The sequence below is a fragment of the Deinococcus misasensis DSM 22328 genome (assembly GCF_000745915.1).
Classification (GTDB): Bacteria; Deinococcota; Deinococci; order Deinococcales; family Deinococcaceae; genus Deinococcus_C; species Deinococcus_C misasensis.
In genome coordinates, this window is record NZ_JQKG01000037.1 from 25,400 (window position 1) to 38,986 (window position 13,587).

Annotated in this window: 18 protein-coding genes; 7 read left to right on the forward strand and 11 right to left on the reverse strand. The window is 56.0% G+C overall.

Annotated elements, in window-relative coordinates:
- The first annotated feature begins 1 nt into the window (after position 1).
- From Q371_RS18100 to Q371_RS18110, 3 genes are all read left to right on the forward strand, one after another.
- Positions 2–685 (forward strand): hypothetical protein, encoded by a 684-nt coding sequence (locus Q371_RS18100; protein WP_034342972.1) that lies wholly within the window; start codon positions 2–4, stop codon positions 683–685.
- Between the two features lie 8 nt (positions 686–693).
- On the forward strand, positions 694–2,958 hold the full coding sequence (locus Q371_RS18105; RefSeq protein WP_034342974.1) for a hypothetical protein: 2,265 nt from the start codon (positions 694–696) through the stop codon (positions 2,956–2,958).
- A gap of 121 nt (positions 2,959–3,079) precedes the next feature.
- Complete coding sequence (locus tag Q371_RS18110; protein ID WP_034342976.1) at positions 3,080–3,322, forward strand: hypothetical protein; 243 nt, start codon at positions 3,080–3,082, stop codon at positions 3,320–3,322.
- A gap of 381 nt (positions 3,323–3,703) precedes the next feature.
- On the opposite strand, the gene Q371_RS28170 is transcribed toward Q371_RS18110, so the two are convergent.
- The 3 genes from Q371_RS28170 to Q371_RS18140 form a co-directional block, all read right to left on the reverse strand.
- Entirely contained in the window at positions 3,704–4,159 is a 456-nt protein-coding gene (locus Q371_RS28170; protein WP_084571519.1) for a transposase, read from the reverse strand.
- A 45-nt stretch (positions 4,160–4,204) separates the two neighbouring features.
- Positions 4,205–4,489, reverse strand: a complete 285-nt coding sequence (locus Q371_RS26550) for an IS110 family transposase (protein WP_084571520.1) — start codon at positions 4,487–4,489, stop codon at positions 4,205–4,207.
- Between the two features lie 411 nt (positions 4,490–4,900).
- Positions 4,901–5,563, reverse strand: a complete 663-nt coding sequence (locus tag Q371_RS18140) for a plasmid pRiA4b ORF-3 family protein (protein WP_034342990.1) — start codon at positions 5,561–5,563, stop codon at positions 4,901–4,903.
- Between Q371_RS18140 and Q371_RS18145 the strand changes: the two genes are divergently transcribed.
- The gene (locus Q371_RS18145) at positions 5,550–5,750 is read left to right on the forward strand and encodes a hypothetical protein (RefSeq protein ID WP_034342992.1); all 201 of its coding nucleotides are present in this window, start codon (positions 5,550–5,552) and stop codon (positions 5,748–5,750) included. The genes Q371_RS18140 and Q371_RS18145 overlap by 14 nt on opposite strands.
- 38 nt (positions 5,751–5,788) lie before the next feature.
- Here Q371_RS18145 and Q371_RS18150 read toward each other — a convergent pair whose 3' ends face one another.
- The 4 genes from Q371_RS18150 to Q371_RS18165 form a co-directional block, all read right to left on the reverse strand.
- The gene (locus Q371_RS18150) at positions 5,789–6,223 is read right to left on the reverse strand and encodes a hypothetical protein (protein ID WP_034342995.1); all 435 of its coding nucleotides are present in this window, start codon (positions 6,221–6,223) and stop codon (positions 5,789–5,791) included.
- On the reverse strand, positions 6,165–6,716 hold the full coding sequence (locus tag Q371_RS18155; RefSeq protein ID WP_157442798.1) for a hypothetical protein: 552 nt from the start codon (positions 6,714–6,716) through the stop codon (positions 6,165–6,167). The genes Q371_RS18150 and Q371_RS18155 overlap by 59 nt, the downstream gene beginning before the upstream one ends.
- 105 nt (positions 6,717–6,821) lie before the next feature.
- On the reverse strand, positions 6,822–7,265 hold the full coding sequence (locus Q371_RS18160) for a DUF1775 domain-containing protein (protein ID WP_034343000.1): 444 nt from the start codon (positions 7,263–7,265) through the stop codon (positions 6,822–6,824).
- Positions 7,266–7,311: 46 nt separating this feature from the next.
- A complete protein-coding gene (locus Q371_RS18165; RefSeq protein WP_157442799.1) occupies positions 7,312–7,656 on the reverse strand; it encodes a hypothetical protein in 345 nt (114 codons plus the stop codon).
- Positions 7,657–7,750: 94 nt separating this feature from the next.
- Here Q371_RS18165 and Q371_RS18170 point away from each other — a divergent pair, with 94 nt between their 5' ends.
- Genes Q371_RS18170 through Q371_RS18180 form a run of 3 tightly spaced genes read left to right on the forward strand, consistent with a single transcriptional unit; the run spans position 7,751 to position 9,543 of the window.
- Positions 7,751–8,200: an ATP-binding protein gene (locus Q371_RS18170; protein WP_034343004.1), complete on the forward strand. Its 450-nt coding sequence runs from the start codon at positions 7,751–7,753 to the stop codon at positions 8,198–8,200.
- A complete protein-coding gene (locus tag Q371_RS18175) occupies positions 8,197–8,784 on the forward strand; it encodes a response regulator transcription factor (RefSeq protein WP_157442800.1) in 588 nt (195 codons plus the stop codon). Before Q371_RS18170 ends, Q371_RS18175 begins: the two co-directional genes overlap by 4 nt.
- A 39-nt stretch (positions 8,785–8,823) precedes the next feature.
- The gene (locus tag Q371_RS18180; protein ID WP_034343005.1) at positions 8,824–9,543 is read left to right on the forward strand and encodes an MbnP family protein; all 720 of its coding nucleotides are present in this window, start codon (positions 8,824–8,826) and stop codon (positions 9,541–9,543) included.
- 59 nt (positions 9,544–9,602) lie between these two features.
- On the opposite strand, the gene Q371_RS18185 is transcribed toward Q371_RS18180, so the two are convergent.
- From Q371_RS18185 to Q371_RS27190, 4 genes are all read right to left on the reverse strand, one after another.
- Positions 9,603–10,976, reverse strand: a complete 1,374-nt coding sequence (locus Q371_RS18185) for a PepSY-associated TM helix domain-containing protein (RefSeq protein WP_034343008.1) — start codon at positions 10,974–10,976, stop codon at positions 9,603–9,605.
- 410 nt (positions 10,977–11,386) lie between these two features.
- Positions 11,387–12,382: an HD-GYP domain-containing protein gene (locus tag Q371_RS18190; RefSeq protein ID WP_169743884.1), complete on the reverse strand. Its 996-nt coding sequence runs from the start codon at positions 12,380–12,382 to the stop codon at positions 11,387–11,389.
- Between the two features lie 305 nt (positions 12,383–12,687).
- Positions 12,688–12,972, reverse strand: coding sequence for a hypothetical protein (locus Q371_RS18195; protein ID WP_034343012.1), 285 nt, complete (start codon positions 12,970–12,972; stop codon positions 12,688–12,690).
- Between the two features lie 102 nt (positions 12,973–13,074).
- On the reverse strand, positions 13,075–13,251 hold the full coding sequence (locus Q371_RS27190) for a hypothetical protein (protein ID WP_157442801.1): 177 nt from the start codon (positions 13,249–13,251) through the stop codon (positions 13,075–13,077).
- Positions 13,252–13,587 lie beyond the last annotated feature (336 nt).

Genomic DNA, 13,587 nt, shown 5'->3' on the forward strand with positions numbered 1-13,587 from the left:
CATGAAAAACCTGCATTTGCTGGTGCCCCTTCTGCTGTTGGCTTCCGCTCAGGCCGCCAACACCCCCGTGAAACTCCTCGTGAACGGCACCACTTCCGCAACGCCGGCCCTCACCATCAACGGCAAAACCTACATTCCCCTTGAGGCCCTGAAAAGCCTCGGGATTCCTTACACCGTGCAAAACGGAGTGGTGGTGGTCGGGGTTCAGGGGGGATCCAACCAGAAAGTGGCTCTGCAGGGCTGCCTGAACGAATGGCTGTTCAACGGCATCTGGCGCATCAAAGTCAGCAACCTGCAAGCCATCCAGAAGGATGCGAACACCCCCGGGTGGGGACTGGACATCGAAGTGCGCAACGGCAGCAAAACCACCCTCAACCTGACCGACACCGGCATGGACGGCACCGGCATGGGCATCCATCTGGCCTTCGCGGACAGCACCACCCTCGGGGTGGACCCTCTGGATGTGCAGAAACTCACCTTCAAGAACCTGCCCCAGAGCGCGAGTGCCAAGCATCAACTGAAGTTTTACTACCCAATTTTCACCGAGGCGGGCTTGGTGGAAAAGCCGGACACCTTGCTCTTGGACATTGACCCGACCAGAATGGGGCAATCGGTGAAGAAAGCCGGGGCCAGTTACACCACCCCTGCCCCTTCTTTTCGGGTGCAGTTGGACTGTCAGAAGTGAGGGGCGACATGCAAAAAATCCTGATTTTAACCGTGCTGGGGGTGCTCGGGAGTGCTCTTGGCCAGAGTCACCCCAGACTGTGGATCACCGGTGCGGACCTGCCAAAGCTGCAAAGCTGGGCCACCTCCAAAAACCCCATTTATCAGGAAGGCCTGCTGACCAGCGCCCTGAACGCCAAACGCCAGATGGATCAGGGGAAACTGGAAGACTCGGGCGGCATCGATTACGAGTCGGACCCTGTCGAGCAGTACGCGGCCCTGTTTGCCTTCATGTCTCTGGTGGGTCCGCAGAAAGACCGGGCGGATTACGCCCAGAGGTCCAAAAAACTGCTCTTGAAGGCCATCACGGAAGCGGAAAAAGGACCTGCCGAAGGCAAACCCTACCGGGACCGGGAATTCACGGTGTACAACCGCTCCAGATGGCATGGGGCAGCGTGGGGCCTCACCGTGGACTGGATTTACCCCACCCTGACCGCAGCCGACAAGAAGCGCATTGTGAAAGTCTTTGAGCGCTGGACCACCGAAAACATGGACCTGAAGCTCGGGTACCCCTGCTCGGACCCCGGCACGGAATGCTTTTTGGACGGCACCGCAACCCTCATGAACACCCCTGAGTTGCTGCAAAGCCAGCGTGGGGTGAGGTGGTCACAGAACAATTATTACACCGCGCATGCCCGCAACGCCGCCCTGATGGCGCTCAGTCTGGACCCAGCAGATGACCCAAATGGCATCCTGAAAAAGAACTTGAATCTGGCTCTGGGACGCCACCTGTACGTGATTGACCACGGTCTTTCCACCATTGCCAGAGGGGGCCTCGGGGGTGAGGGCTTCGAGTACAGCCCCCAGAGCATGGGTTACGTGGCGCAACTGTTGCTGGCCCTGCACACTGCCCATCAGGACAACTTGCCGCAAAGCACCTTCAAAAATCCGTTCTGGAAAGCCTACCCGCAGGCCCTGCTGGCCTCTTTGCTGCCCAAAAGCACCCCGGATGAGAACCACGGTCAGGTGTTTCAGGCCCTGTGGTACGGGGATGGACAGGAGAATTACGCCCCGGACCCCATCGAAGCGATTGGACCTCTGGGGGTGTACGCGGCCCTGCAGAAAGACCCGAAAAACGCTTCTGGGATGCGGTGGATTCAGACCTTCATTCCGCCGGGAGGCCAAAAAGAACTGCTTTCCCGTTCCAGAGGGGACGACAACCGCTTCACCAATGCCATTTTGTACTTTTTGCTCTTTGATCCGGCCCTGAAAGCTCAGGATCCACGGGGCAGTTACCCCACCCACCAGAGGATCGAGGGCATCGGTAAAATTCTGGCCCGCACCGACTGGACCGAGAAAGCCAGTGGCATTGGCTTCACGGCAGGCTGGAACTCCATCGACCATCAGGCTGCAGATGCCCTGTCTGTGGAATTCTTCTCGCAGGGAGAATGGATCCTGAAAAAACGGGTTGGGTACGGGTTTGGCTGGTCTGCCTCGGACAACCAGAATGCCCCTCTGATCCAGAACGACCCCATCGACCGGGACGATTACCGCAAGTTGCTGTGGTCCAGAGGGTCCAGTTGGCTGTACCGTCCATCCGGGGACGCCAAACTTCTGAAGTCCAGTTTCGGGAAAGGGTACACTTACGCAGCCGGGGACGCCACTGCAGCCTACAACTCCGATTACGAAAACCTGCAGGCCGTCACCAGGGCCGTCCGGGAGGTGCTCTGGTTGGAGCCGTCCACGGTGATCCTTCGGGATGAACTGTCCACCAGAGGTGCCGGGAAATTCAAACGCCTGCCTTTCAACTTTCCAGCCTCCCTGAGTGTTCAGGGGCGCACCGCAGCCGGAAAAACCCCTTCGGGGCAAACCTTCACGGTGACTTCCCTGCTGCCCGAGAAAGTCAGCCTGTCGGTCAAAAAAGCTCCGGCCAAAGAAGGGGAATTTGTGGGTGATCCGGACCCTTCTCCTGCTGCGCACGGTGAAACGGAAGCCCAGCGCCTCACCATTGAAGCTTCAGGGGCACCCAGTCAGGTGGTGTTTTTGACGGTGATCCACGCCGGGAAAGCAGAGCCCAGAGCCCTCACGCAAGGACAGGGGCTGGTGATCGGCAACCATTGGGTGTGTTTCGCAGACGACACCCTGCAATGCAGCGTCCCTGCGGGCATCGAAAAACACCATGTGGTGGGCCTGAAACCCAACACCTCCTACACCATTTCCCGCTCTGGAAGCACCCTCACCTTGAAAGAAGGAAAAGGCGTGACCTCGGACACGGCAGGAATTCTGGTGTTCTGAACTCTGGTGGGGCTTCTCTCACCTGTACAAAGGCAGCAAAAGCCCAAAACAACTGTTGCAGGTGCAAAAGCAAGCCTGTGTGCAGAACCCAAATCCTGTCCATTGATGGCAAGAAGTATTGGTGATCAAAGCCACTGTCGGTCAAGATCTTCAGGTAAAAACGTCCCTGCAGTTGGCGGCACAGAGATTTGATCATGCCGACAGCCAATTTGCTTTCACTGGCATGGCCTTTGCCTTTCCATACGGCAAAAGACCAGGGAAATCTAACTTTGCCGATCAGCAGGTAGACCACCAGGTGCAAACCGTACTTGCCATTGACGTAGGACACGGGCAGCTTTGGAAATTGGCCTTCTTTGTGAAGTGAGGTCCACCAGCACGTCCAGAGTGGGTTTGCGACCTGACCGTCGAGGGTAGGCTTTAAACAGCTGTTGCAGGATATGCTGCTGGACAGCTTTCATCAGTGCTCTGGTGTTCCAGTGGTACTGATTGTAGAAGCGGCTGGCTGCACAGGACGTTCCGAGGGGGTGGTGATAGGGTCGCACTTGCCGGCTGCTTTTCAAGAAGCCTCGGAGTTGAATCTGGAACAGCTCTTTCTGGTTCCGGTTTGGCAAGAGGGACAGTAGGGCGCATCATAATTGATGGGCAGACGTAGACACTCTGCCCATTTTTATTGTCCCACATGATTTTTGGCTGAATAGATCATACGACCCTGCATCGGTGCAAATACTGTGTTTGGCCTCCTGCGTCAAGCTGGCGAAGCCAGTTGACTGCGGTGGCCCTTCACAGAGGGTTCACCGGAGCGTAAAACCGCGAAGTGCACCCTGAGGATTTTACGTGCCAGTGCGATCAAAGCCACTTTCTTGGGCTTACCCGTTTTCACCAGGCGACGATAAAACTCAGCCTGTTCATTGTTCAATCGAGTCACTGTCACTGCTGACATGTAGAGAATTGTTCGAATGCGTTTGTTGCCGACCTTGGAAATCGTGCAGCAACCGACCATCTGGCCAGACCATCTGGGGACCGGAGACAGTCCAGCAAAAAGTGATGGGTTTCTGTCAGGAGAATAGCTGCAGTCAGCACACCAATCCCAGGAATGGACGTCAGAAACTTCACCTGTCCCTGGAGCAAAAGGTCCGGTTTGATGGCCTGTTTGATGTAGCCTTCCACTTCTTTCAGCTGATTTTCCAGCAGTTCCAGACATCGATCACAAAGCTGCACCACAGCCGCACACGGATGCTGGATGTGATCAAAAGCATAGTGACGGCTCTTTTCCAGTGTGATCAGGTTGACGATGGTCTCCCGCTCGCTCAGCAGGGCCCTGAGGTGCTCCAGTTCGATTCGGGTGGGTTACCGGTTTCATGTTCAGGGCATACTGGGCAATGAGCTCTGCATCCATCGAATCCGTTTTTCCTCGTCTGAGATTGCTCCTCGCAAAAAAATTGATTTTGGCTGCGTTGACCACACTGACTCGGCATCCTGAGGTGTAAAGGAAGTGCGCGACACGCTGAGAATAGACCCCGGTGGCTTCCATGACTGCATGGGCATGTCACCCAGAGCTTGATGACCTTCCAACCACTGTTTGAGGCGCTTTTGACCATCTTGCGAGTTCGAGAAGACCTGGATCGCACCAAGCTTGCTGGCACCCTGGTCCGTCACTTTGAGGAGTCTGCAGTGAAGCTCAGACTTGCCAACATCAATGCCAAGAATGAACATACTTGCCTCCTGGATGAGGAAAAGTCAAACCCAGCTTCAGTCGACGAAACATCGTGTGCAAGCTTCAAGACTTCAAATACTGTGGCGTCTGGACCAAAAACTTCGAGCCGGCCAGGATTTGCATCAGGGTCTGGAGGACCAAAAATCTCAGCAGGCTTGTCGGCTCGAAGGGGCATGACAGGCTCATTCTCCCACTTTGGGGAACTGGCCTAACACACAAAAATCTCAGTTAGGATTGCCTTGAAGCCCAGCGGTCCTGCAGGTTCTGGTTGACCTTTGCCAGATCGAAATGTTTGGGGTCTTCATCGTGCCACCTTTCCAACTGGTCTCTCAGGTCCTGCAGTTCATCCAGGTCGATGTGGTCCCGAATGGAACCCTCGGTTTGCTCCAGAATCACATCCACAATTTCAGCCATACGAATCAGGGGTTTCAGGGCTTCATCGGAATACCGACTCAGGAGCCACTGACGGTAGCCTGCAGGTCCACCCAGGTCTTCCAGAGGTCCACGTCTGGTCCCATCCAGGCAGCAGAGGCGTTTCTCGGCGGGAACATTTGTGCTGATACGTTCCAATCGGAGTTCAAGTTCCCACGAGGTACTGCGCGGGAACTCAGAGGAGTCATAGGTGTAAAGCATTTTTTCTCTGGGCTGGAAACGGAATTGTTTGATGGGGATGTCCGAGAAAGCTCCACCCGAAGCGCTTCCGTAAGTGGAACCGTAGATGTGAAAGGTGTAGAGATGAATGTTCTCCCAGCCCATGAGGGTCTGGAGAACCATGTGTGGTTGTGGGAGCAGTAGGGTGTCTGGGACAGTGAAACGCCTCCAGATCATGGGGGTGATGCCTTGCAAGATGGCTTTAGATTGGTAGACCTGTGGGGAGGTGACTTCCAGCACAAGGGCAGGTTACATCCCCCGGAATGAAACGCTCTCCTACTTCCGCTGGGCGGAAGGCAACCCGATTTTGTTCTTACTGAGGTTCATCCTGTTCGGCGAGGGGGACATTGCCCCAGTCACCCACGAGATTTTGCGGAAAGCTGAACCTGAGCTGCAGTACCGGCCTTACGTGCATGTGGGAGGATGACTCACAAGAAGGGCAGGGAAAGTTGCCCTTCTTGACCTTCACTGGTGGTCGTGCCCGTGTTCCTCGTCCTCATTGGACACCCCGGTTCGCACCACCCACTGCAAAGTGAACTTGTTAAAAGTCGCTCCCGCCTTCGGGATGCCAGACAGCACCAGCGTATAAGCCCCGTTTTTGGGGAGCTTCACCGTGGCCTTCAGATGCTTCCCGTCCATCACCAGCTTTGGGGAGCTTTGCGCCTTCACCCCCGCCTTGTACGACCCCGCGAACACCTGCAAATTGCAGGTGCAGTTCTTCAAGGTGATCGGAATGCCCCCCTTCTGGTTCACTTCAAACCAGGTGGTGTTGTTCCCCACCACCGGCGCATCATCCGGCTCAATGTGGATCAGGGCACCCACATTGCCATCTTTCTCAATCTCATGGGCCAGCACCGGAGCGACCCCCATCACCAGCAAGGACAGCAGCAGTTTCTTCATGTTTTTTTCCTTTCACAACGCGGTACCCTAGGATCAAGCCCATCAAGAGCAGCAAGGTCACCGACGTCCACTTCCACGGCTCCACCCCGAAATGGGCCCCAATCCACACTGTGTGCAGGATGGGCAGCACACCCAGTGGCACGTTCAAACGGAGCAGGGTCTTCCAGTGTCTGCCCAGACTTTGCATCGCAAAGTTCGTGGAGGTCATCAAGAGTGGCACAAAGCCCACCAGGGCCACCAGACCGGCATACATCGCCCACTGATCGAACTCCACCCTCTCCCAGTCGCGGTCCAGCACCGCATCAAACGCCAACCAGGAATGCAGGGCTGCAAACACAAACGCGGAAACACCCAGCACCCTCCGTTCCCTCAGGAGCCTCAATGGCCTCTCCAGCAGCACAATGAGCAACAGAAAAATGCTCAGCCAACCATAGAATTCACTGTGCCGCTGCATGAAGGTGTGCGACTCCATGGGGTACAAGGAGCGCAACACGCCTTCCCCAACCACTGCTGAGAACAGCACAAAAAGCCACACCCCTCCCGTTTTGAACGGGAGAGGAGAGAATTTTCTGGATTGCTGACTGGAGGGTTTTTTCACTTACTTGAGGGTGGTCTTGCTGGCCGGGGTTTCCGCAGCGGAGTCATCCCATGGCACCACCGTCCCGTCACTGTAGGTCTGGTAGACCTTCCAGGAAATGGTGCCCGCATCCGCCGGGTTGGTGGCAGCAAAGAAGAAACGGATGAACTCCATCGGTTCCAGATTGCCTTTCCAAGTCACAGCCGTGATGCGGCCATTGGCGTCCTTCTCCACGGTGCGTGTCCAGCCAGGCACCGGAATGAAGCGGCTGACCTTGACTCCATCCGGGACCACCATGCGGATTTCGGTGGTGGCCAGGTCCTTCTCTACGGGCACCTGCAGGCGGTAGGTTTCAGATTTCCCCGCAAGGCTCTCGGTCAGACCCGTTTCGGTCTTCACGGTGGCATGGGCAAAAACAACAGAAGACAGGAGCGCAGCGGCAACAGCAAACATTTTCTTCAACATCGAACACTTCCTTGGTGTGAATTCAGGGCGAAAGGACTCTGGTCGGTCAGGCAAAACGCCCCACCGGAGGGTCCCGCGCACCTGGCCGCACCCTCAAGGCCGCCAGAGGAGAAGGTTTCTTTGCGTTCAGCATCCCTCGCACCTCTTCCACATCAGGAAGGGAAAGTGCGGTGGGAAAGTCAGACAGCACTGGTGCACAGCACGAAGGCAGATCCTCACCAATAGGGTGAGGTTCAGGTTTGTCCGTTCCCGCATGGGAATGCACATGCTGATTGGAGGAATGTGGGGCGGAAAGCATGGTGCCCTGCACGTTGTGTTGCAGGTGCAGCGGAACCTGCATGAGGAACAGGACCGCCACCAGCATTTGCATCACACCCGGCCATTTTGGCATGACAGCATGATGCCACACACAGGTGAAAACCCTGATGGCTTAAGAAAAAACCTGAGGGTCCATCCGTGGCCCCTTTCCAGATAGAATTTCTGGCATGAAGCGCAAAGGGCAACAAACCCTCACCCTGTTCACTGCCCTCCTCGTCGTGGCACTGGTTGCCCTGTTTCAATTCATTGCCCATCAGGTGCTGGGTTTCGAAGATGGCTACGATCACCACCACACCCTGATGGACACCACCCTCTCGGGTCTGACCGCCCTGTGTGGTTCCATGACCACTTTCGTGCTCTTGCGCCGCTCAAATGCTCCGTTGGAACGCATGAAAACCTACCCTGAGCAAGCCCTGCAGCATGGAGAAGGCAGGCGGGTGCAGGTCACCTACCAGAAAGGCAGCTCCACCATTTCAGACAATGGAAGAGGCGTGATGCACCACGTGAAACTGGGGCTGGGGTTGCAGGTCTGCAAAACCCAGATGCGCTTGAAAGGTGGGGATTTGAAGTTACAAAACACCAGCAAAGGTCCAGAATTGAAGTTGTGGTGGACATGAAAGACATCACCGTGCTCATCATCGAAGACCACCTGATGGTCCGGGCGGGAATGGTGTATCTGGTGCAGCAGGCCTGCCCGGAAGCACAAGTTCTGCAAGCGGGGTCGTTGCAGGAAGCGAGGCTGCTGGTGAGGGAAGCGGACCATGTGCTGCTTGATCTCAGTCTGCCAGATGGCAATGGGCTGGAGGTGCTGTCAGAGTTCTCTGCGCAAGCTTGCGTAACGGTGCTCACGGCCCTGGATTCTCCAGCGTTCCAGAAGCGGGCCCTGGACTTGGGGGCACAATACTTCCTCAGTAAGAACGCACCCCCAGAGGATTTGCAAGGGGCACTTTTGGGCCTGTTGGAACCGCAGGTGAACACCCGCAAGGTGGACAAAATGAGCCCGAGGGAGCAGGAGGTGTTTCATTTGATGGGGGTGGGGCTGTCCACCGGGCAGATCTGTGAGCGGCTCTCCATTGATGAGAAGACGCTGTACACGCACCGCAGGCACATCCAGCAGAAACTGGGGCTCCGGGACAGCCAGCAACTCTTGCACCATGCGGTGGTGTACCAACTGTCCCCGAAGGGCTCAGAAAAACCCTGAGGACAAAGTGCATACTTGCGCCGTGGGACAATTGTCAGCATGAAAACCCCTGTGTTGATGACGTTGATGATGCTGTCTTCAGCTGTTGCTGCCCCTCTCACTTTGAATTTGAACCTCACGGTCGGACCTGCTCCCCTGAAAATCGGGGACACCTTGAGCACCCCGAGTGGGATTCCATTGACCCTCGGTACTGTGAAACTGTACGTGAGTGAAGTGGCGCTCATTCAGCAAGACGGCAGCTTCCTGCCAATTCCGGGGGTCAGGTTGCTGGATTTCCAGAATGGACAATCCCAGGTGAAGGTGTTGGATGCTGATGTGCCCACCGGGAACTACAAAGGGATCCGATTCAGTGTTGGGGTCCCAAAAGAACTCAATCACCTCGATCCCACCTTCCAGAAAGCCCCTCTGGGCGTAGATTCTGGCATGGTGTGGGCATGGAATCCCGGGTACGTGTTCCTGAAAATTGAGGGGAAAGCCAACTTGGGTCTGGAACAGAAATCCATTGCTTTGCACCTGGGGACAGACAGCAACTTGATTCCAGTGAACCTGTTTGATTTGATGATGAACAAAACCAACCTTGCTGTACCAGATGCTGGACTGCAGGTGAATGTGAATCTGGATGTCGCGAAGGCTTTCCAGCAGGGGGTCGGTGGGGAGGTGTACGACTTCAAGCAGGACAAATACCAGCAGGCCCACATGGGTGCGGTAAGCACCCAAGGCTTTTTAAACCTGCTGGGGGCCTTCACCCTGAAACCCTGAGGCCTCCAACCCAGCAAAAGGCCCACACGGTTTCGTGTGGGCCTGGATCCATCTGGATGTCAGGCCAGCAGGCGTTTCAAAGCGGGGATGCGTTGCACCAGCAGGAAGTCCACCAGGAACACCATGAGCAGGGTCAATCCGACAAGCGGGAAAAGGACCCCCATCACCAGCATCAAGGCCACTGCGCCTTTCCAGGCGGGCAGGTGTTGTGGTACGGGAGGAGCAGCGAGGCGGAACCCTCCGGCGGGACGGCGTTGCCACCACATCACGAAGCCACTCAACGAGACCAGCACGATCAACAGGCAGGACAGGGCACCCAACACCTGGTTCCACACCCCGTACTTGCCTTCATGAAGGGCGATGCCTGCAGCCATGCCTCTGGCCCCCAGGGAGTAATCTTTCCAGCCGATGTCTGCGAGGATGCGTCCAGTGTACTGGTCGATGTGCAAGGTGGTGTCCTTGCGGGCATCCGTGAGATCCCCACTCATGGTGCTGGCAGAGACCGTCCACACCCCTTTCGGGCCGTCTGGGAAGGCCACCCAGAAGGAAGACAGGCCTCTGGATCGGGTGTATGTTATTACGCCGCTCAGGGTCACTTTCGGAGGGAGTCCAGCCTTGCCAGCTTGGGAACCCGACTGTGGGAGGGAAGTTTGTTCGAGGTTCCAAGGAACGATTTTCTCGCCGGGTTTATTGAGGGTAGAAAGGGTCTGGGTTGATGTGGGCACTTCGTTCCACATGTTGCTGGGGAAGGTGTTCCAGGCCTGCACGTACTTCCCACCCCAAATGCCGGTCCAAGCCATGCCGGAAATCAGGAAGAAAAGGAGGGTGCCGCCCACCCAGAACCCCCCCACAGCGTGCAGGTCACGCCAGAGTTGGCGTCCTTTGAGGTTCTTACGGACCTTCAGGGTGCCGTAGATGCCATTCTTGCGGGGCCACCACAGGTAAAGTCCGGTGATCAGCAAAACCACCCCGAGGCCTGCAGCAATTTCGATCAGGCGGTCCCCGAGGTCCCCGAGGAGGAAGGTGCCGTGGATGGTGGTGGCAATGCTGCCGATGCGGTCTTCGTCAGTGACGGTCCCGAGGACCTGTGTGGTGTAGGGGTTCACGTATACCGTCTGGTCGGTGCCGTCTTGCTGGAGGCTGAATTGTGCGGAGGTTTCAGGTCCAGTGGGGGCTTTGTAGCGGGTGATTTCGGCTTTGGGGTAGGTTTGCTGAACGGTCCGAAGTTGTTGTTCCGGTGTGCTCTCCTGGCCTTGAGGGGCCACGCTGAGGAGGTTTTTGTACTGGAGGTGCTCGATTTGGGGCTGGAAGAGGATGACCAGGCCGGTGAGGGCCAGCATCAGCATGAAGGGGACGACGTACACTCCGGCATAGAAATGCCAGCGCCAGATGAGGGTGTACCAGCGTGTCTGGGGTTGGGGATGTGGGGTCATGTTGGGCCTCCTGTGGTGTCGGGGTGACTGTAGCAGGGGAGGCTTCAGGGCTTTGTCCTCAGAATTTGGTGTAAGAAAAAAACTGAGGTGATTCCCAAGATTGACCCAAACTGGGTTTTACCTCGTTCAGCCGTGGTTTTGCCTCCATGCACCTCAAAAACCAACAGGACATCAGAGGTTCCGAAAGTTTAAGTTGGAGGCAGTTTGTGAAACACCAGTACCCGCAGAAATGGAATCTGGATCAGACAAAACCAAAAACAGGTTTGTCTCCGCAATCACCCAAGTGCAAGCACCTGTGCCTTCAAGTGGAACCACCAACGTTTTATGGTTCCGTTCAGGGTAAATGACCTCTGAATCTACCGACCACCCTTGGTTGCACCTCTGGGTTGAAACTCCCTGAAAGATGCGACTCAACCCAACAACCGCACCGCCTCCGGCAATAACTTCACCACCTCACCATCAAACAACACCCCTGCCTTCTCACGAAAATACCTGAGGGTTTCCTGCAGCGAGAACGCAGGCCGGTACGGCCTCGGGTTGGTCATCGCATCGAACACCCCTGCCACGGCAGCAATCCGGCCGGCCAGAGGGATGTGGTGGCCTTTGAGTCCCAGAGGGTAACCGGTGCCATTCCACCTTTCGTGGTGGGTGAGGGCCATCAGTGCGGCTGCTGTGAACACGGGGTGTTTCACGGCTTTCAGGAGGTTCGCTCCTTCAATGGTGTGGCCTTGCATGATCAGGCGCTCATGGGGGGTGAGGGGGGTGGTTTTGGACAGCAAATCGGGTTGGGTGAGGGCATGCCCGAGGTCTTTGTACTGTACGGCGAGTGTGTAGTGGTGGGTGGTTTCTTCATCGAGCAGACGTTGCGTGAGGAGGTGGGTGAGTTGGGTGGTTTTGGTGGTGGGTCGCCCAGTGAGGTCATGGAGGGAGGCCGATACGCGTTGCAGGATGTGGTGGATGCCCCGCAGGGCTGCTTCGAGATCTCGGGTGTGCTCCTGCAAGAGGTTTTCTGTGGTTGTGTTGTGTTGTTGGAGTTGCTGGATGAGGCTTTGGGTGTGCAATTGGTGCTCGATCCGCAAAAGGGCTTCTTGTGCATCGATGGGTGTGTAAAGCAAGTCGTGCGCTCCTGCTTTGAGGGCGCTGTGTTTTCCTTGAAGGTCGGTGTTGGGCAGGCAACACAAGATGCGGGCAGCAGAAGCAAAATGCAAAGGCAGGCCCTCCATTCGGGTGATCAGCACGTCCACCGACTTGGGTTCCTCCTCAGGCAGGGTTTTCGGTTCCCAGAGGATGTTTTGGTGTCCTGTGTCACGCAGGATTTCTTGCAGTTCACTGGCCTGGAATTCCGGGAGGTGCAGCAAGATGGTGGCATGGGGGTGCTTGGTGGGGGTCAACCACGACGAAGTCACGGGGTCAACTTCCTGGAGTTGTGGGCAGAAGACCCAACACGTCGACTTGCATTCATCGGCTTCCTCCTTCAAGTGTGCCCAGCAGTTGCAGTTTTCTCTTGCTGGATGACTCTGGGGCACAAGGTCTTCCAACCCATGAAGGACATCACCCATCCACTCTGGGTGAGGAACATGACACGATAAAAAGGTAAGGGTGTTGGACAGGAAGACGGCAGGTGCACTTGGGGGCATGGCCTGCCGGATTCCTGCACCCATTCTACACCTGAAGGGAAACTGAAGGATGGGGGTTTTCCCTGACCTGCCGGTCACAAAGCCTGATACGCCTCCAGCAGAGCCTGCTGAATCAAAGGCAGGGGTTTCGGACTGCTGAGTTGACTGAGTTTCAAAGCCTCCCGCAAATGCCGCAATGCCACCCTGCGGTGCTGAACGCAAGCCGAAAAGGAAGGTTCCTGCTGCAACAAGCCATGGTGTTCCACTTGCAACTCATCCATCAGTTTCCTCAACGCAAGCAAAAACGCTTTGAAGTGATGTTGCTCCCAGGCTTCTTCCAGAGTGCCAATCAGTTGGTTGATGCGTTCACTGAGCATCATGCAGGTCCTTTCCGTGCTCTTTTGACTCACCAGGCATTCTGTTGCCTGATGGTTGTGCTCAGCCACAGGACAACAAGATCTTCACCGAAGACAGCCTGAACGTTACAGTGGAGTTCTGTGCGTTTTGAGGAGGTGCACGATGCACTCGCGCCCCTCGTTTTTGGCCCAGTACAGTTGTTGATCCGCACGCATCAAGGAACACCACACCTCTGATCCTGTGCCTCCCATGAACTTGGAGGCCTTTCCAGCAACGAACGGCACCTGAAAACCTTCCGGCATCAAGTCGAAACCCACCTGGATTTAACGCCCTTGGGTGAAGGTCAGCCGATCAAAGTGAAAAAGAATGGCAGACTGCCCAGAAGTGTGTTTAACTTGTCGGGTACTGAGGATACGCTTATTTATTGGAATTTTTGCGGTGGTCCGTACCATTGAGTATATGATCGTTGCCTCAGTACCCGACAGTTTGATTGAGGCGTAAAAAAGCCAGACTGGTACAGTAAATCTGCTATGAAACACTGTCCGTCTGGCAAAAACCAGCATACCCTAACTGCTGCCCTCAGGGAACACTTTCCCTATCGAAAAAATCACCTCCATACCCTCGGTCAGGTGCTCCAA